3 protein-coding genes are annotated in these 3,168 nt (G+C 73.5%); all 3 read left to right on the forward strand.

Annotation, left to right across the window (positions count from 1 at the left end; translation table 11 throughout):
• Positions 1 to 371 precede the first annotated feature (371 nt).
• Positions 372 to 995 carry a hypothetical protein gene (locus VGR37_17560; protein HEV2149213.1) on the forward strand — a complete coding sequence of 208 codons (624 nt, stop codon included), beginning with the start codon at positions 372 to 374 and terminating at the stop codon, positions 993 to 995.
• A gap of 87 nt (positions 996 to 1,082) precedes the next feature.
• Positions 1,083 to 1,448: a hypothetical protein gene (locus VGR37_17565; protein HEV2149214.1), complete on the forward strand. Its 366-nt coding sequence runs from the start codon at positions 1,083 to 1,085 to the stop codon at positions 1,446 to 1,448.
• A gap of 110 nt (positions 1,449 to 1,558) precedes the next feature.
• A partial coding sequence (locus VGR37_17570; GenBank protein ID HEV2149215.1) for an acylase occupies positions 1,559 to 3,168 on the forward strand: 1,610 nt, incomplete at its 3' end.

Below are 3,168 nucleotides of genomic sequence, written 5' to 3' on the forward strand. Positions count from 1 at the left end.
CCCGGACGGGGTGTAACCCGGACCTCCAGGAATCTGTTCCTTCGGTGCGCCGGTGGCAAACCGCGGGGACGCTGGCGGGGCTCTTGCGGCAGGACACGCCCCTCAGCGAAGGAACCCGAACGACCGGAGGACGAGATGGACCAGGACCGCAACGGCTCCGGCACGCCGGGGGTCGCCGGGGACCGGGGGACCAGCAGCGGCGGCTCGGACGCGGGCGGCGGCGGCGGGCTGGGGTAGGCCGCGCGAGACCCGCAGGGGGTGGGTTATCTCCTTTCCGAACAAGCGGATGCGTACGATGCGGCACCGCTCTTGCCTGGATCCGGGCGGAGCGGTGCCGCTCCCGTTACGGAACCCTTTGCCCCGGAGCCACCATGCGCTTGCTTGCTTTCGGCCGCAGGGCGGCCTTTCTGATCGCGGTCCTCGCCGCCTCCGGTTGCGCCGGTGCCAACCTCGGCGCGCTCGGCGACATCCTGGGCGGCGCCGCCGGGATGCCCGGCAGCGGCTCGCAGCAGGGCCAGGTCGTCGCGGAGGTCCAGGGGGTGGACACCCGGCAGCAGCTCATCCAGGTCCGCACGCAGGACGGGCGCACCGGCGCCCTCCAGTACGACCAGAACACGCTCGTGATCTACCAGCAGCGGCAGTACCAGGTCACCAACCTGGAGCGCGGCGACGTGGTCGCCATCCAGGTCCAGCAGTCCCGGCAGGGGAACCCCTACGCCAGCCGGATCGACGTGCAGCAGTCCGTGCAGGAGCGTACGGGCCAGGCCGGCGCGAGCGGGCAGATGCAGCAGTTCACCGGGAGGGTGGGGCAGATCGACCGGCAGCGCGGCTGGTTCCAGCTCCAGACGAGCTATGGCGGCGTGACGGTGACGCTCCCGTACAACCCGGGCAGTACCACCGTGGACCGGTTCAACCGGCTGCGGACCGGCGACAACGTGCGCCTGGAGGGGACGCAGGTCGGCAGCGACCGGGTGGAGCTGTACCGCTTCTACTGAGGCGGCGCGCTCCCTCCGGTCTGCATCTTGCCGCCCCGGCGCGGCAAGATGCGTGTTCGCCCGAACCGGATGCCGGAGGAGACCCGCATGGCCGAGATCCTGGAGCGTGACGACCTGTCGCTGTACGTGGTGGCCGGCGTGCCCCGCTCGTTCCGCAGGAAGCTGCAGGAGTTCGTGGAGGGGGAGGCGAAGCAGGACGGCGCCGTCCTCCTGGTGGACGACGAGCTCTCGGAGTGGATGCTGGCCCGCCTGCGCGACGAGAAGCGCCCCCGCGGCAAGCGCAACCCGGCCTCCCGGGCGCTCTGGCGGGCGTACAGCGCCCTGAGCGCGGCGCGCTACTACCTGGAGGACGAGTCCGCGGAGGAGGAGCGGGTGCGGCAGCTCCGGAGCCGGGTGGAGGAGCTGTGGCGGGAGGTTAGCCCCATGTTCGAGGAGGAGGGGGAGACGGAGTAGCCCCGTTCCCGCGGCGGCGCCCCCGTTGCGCTTCGCCGCCGCGGGAGCTATCGATTCCCGCCTTCCGTGCCGCGGCGGCCCGCGGCCCCTCCTCCCCCGAAGTCCGGACCATGACACCGCGCCCCTTCCCGGCGCTGCGCCTGCTCGGCGCGGCCCTCCTCGTCCTGTCGGCCGGCTGCGCGGCCCCGCCCGCCGCCCCGTCCCCGGGAGCCTCCGAGATCCTGTGGGACCGCTGGGGCGTGCCGCACGTCTTCGCCGCGAGCGACGAGGAGCTGGGCCACGGCTTCGGCTGGGCGCAGGCCCACAGCCACGGCGACAAGGTGCTCATGCTCTACGGGCTGGCCCGCGGGCGCGGCGCCGAGTACTGGGGCGAGCGCTACCTGGCCTCGGACCGGCTGATGCGCACCATGGGGATCCCGGAGCAGGGGGAGCGCGACCTGGCCGCCCAGCCGCCGGAGCTGCGCCGCTACCTCCAGGCGTTCGCGGACGGCGTCAACGCCTACGCGCGCGCCCACCCGGAGCGCATCACGGACTCGCTGGAGGTGGTGCTCCCCGTCACGCCCGAGGACCTGCTCCGGCACCAGCACCGGGCGATGTTCGCGTTCGTCTCCATCACCGGGAACCAGCCGCCGCCGGTGGGGCTGGACGGGTTCCCCCCGGAGCGCCGGCCGGGCTCCAACGGCTGGGCCATCGCCCCGTCGCGCTCCGCCAGCGGCAACGCCCTGCTCCTCCAGAACCCGCACCTGTCCTGGTCGGACGACCTGCAGCTCTTCTACGAGGCGCACCTGGTCTCCCCCGGGACCAGCGTGTACGGTGCGGCGCTGATCGGCCTGCCGGCGATCACCATCGGCTTCAACGACCACCTGGGCTGGACGCACACCGTCAACACCATCGACGCTCTGGACGCCTACGCGCTCCGGCTGGCGCCGGGCGGCTACCGCTTCGACGGCGGGGTGCGCCCGTTCGAGACGTCGCGGCAGGCGCTGCGGGTGAAGGGGGCGGACGGGAGCGTGCGCGAGGAGGAGCTCGTGGTGCGGCGCTCGGTCCACGGGCCGGTGATCCGCATGGACGACACCTCGGCGGTCGCGCTGCGGACCACCTCTCTGGAGGCGGGCGGGCTGGCGGGGCAGATGCTGGAGATGGGGCGCGCCCGCAGCCTGGCCGAGTTCGAGGCGGCGCTGCGGCGGATGCAGCTCCCCATGTTCAACGTGATCTACGCGGACCGTGAGGGGCACATCCTCTACCTCTTCGGCGGGCGGATCCCCCGGCGCCCCTCCGGCGACTTCGCCTCCTGGCAGACGGCGGTGCGCGGCGACACCTCGGCCACGCTGTGGACGGGCGTGCTGGGCTACGACGAGCTCCCCCGCATCGTGGACCCCGCCAGCGGCTTCGTGCAGAACTCCAACTCGCCGCCCTGGTTCGCCACGCTCCCCTCCCCGCTGGACCCGGCGCGCTTCCCGGCCTACGTGGCGCCGCGGTCGCTACTGTTCCGCGAGCAGCGCGCCCTGCAGATGCTCGCGGCCGACAGCAGCATCACCTTCGCCGAGCTGCTGGAGATGCGCCACTCCAACCGCATGCTCCTGGCCGACCGGGTGCTGGACGAGCTGGTCCCCGCCGCGCGGGCGTCCGGGGTGCCGGCCGCCGTCCGCGCCGCCGAGGTGCTGGCCGCCTGGGACCGCACCGCGGACGCGGAGAGCCGCGGCGCGGTGCTGTTCTCGGC

It is taken from the genome of Longimicrobiaceae bacterium, from assembly GCA_035936415.1.
Lineage (GTDB): Bacteria > Gemmatimonadota > Gemmatimonadetes > Longimicrobiales > Longimicrobiaceae > JAFAYN01.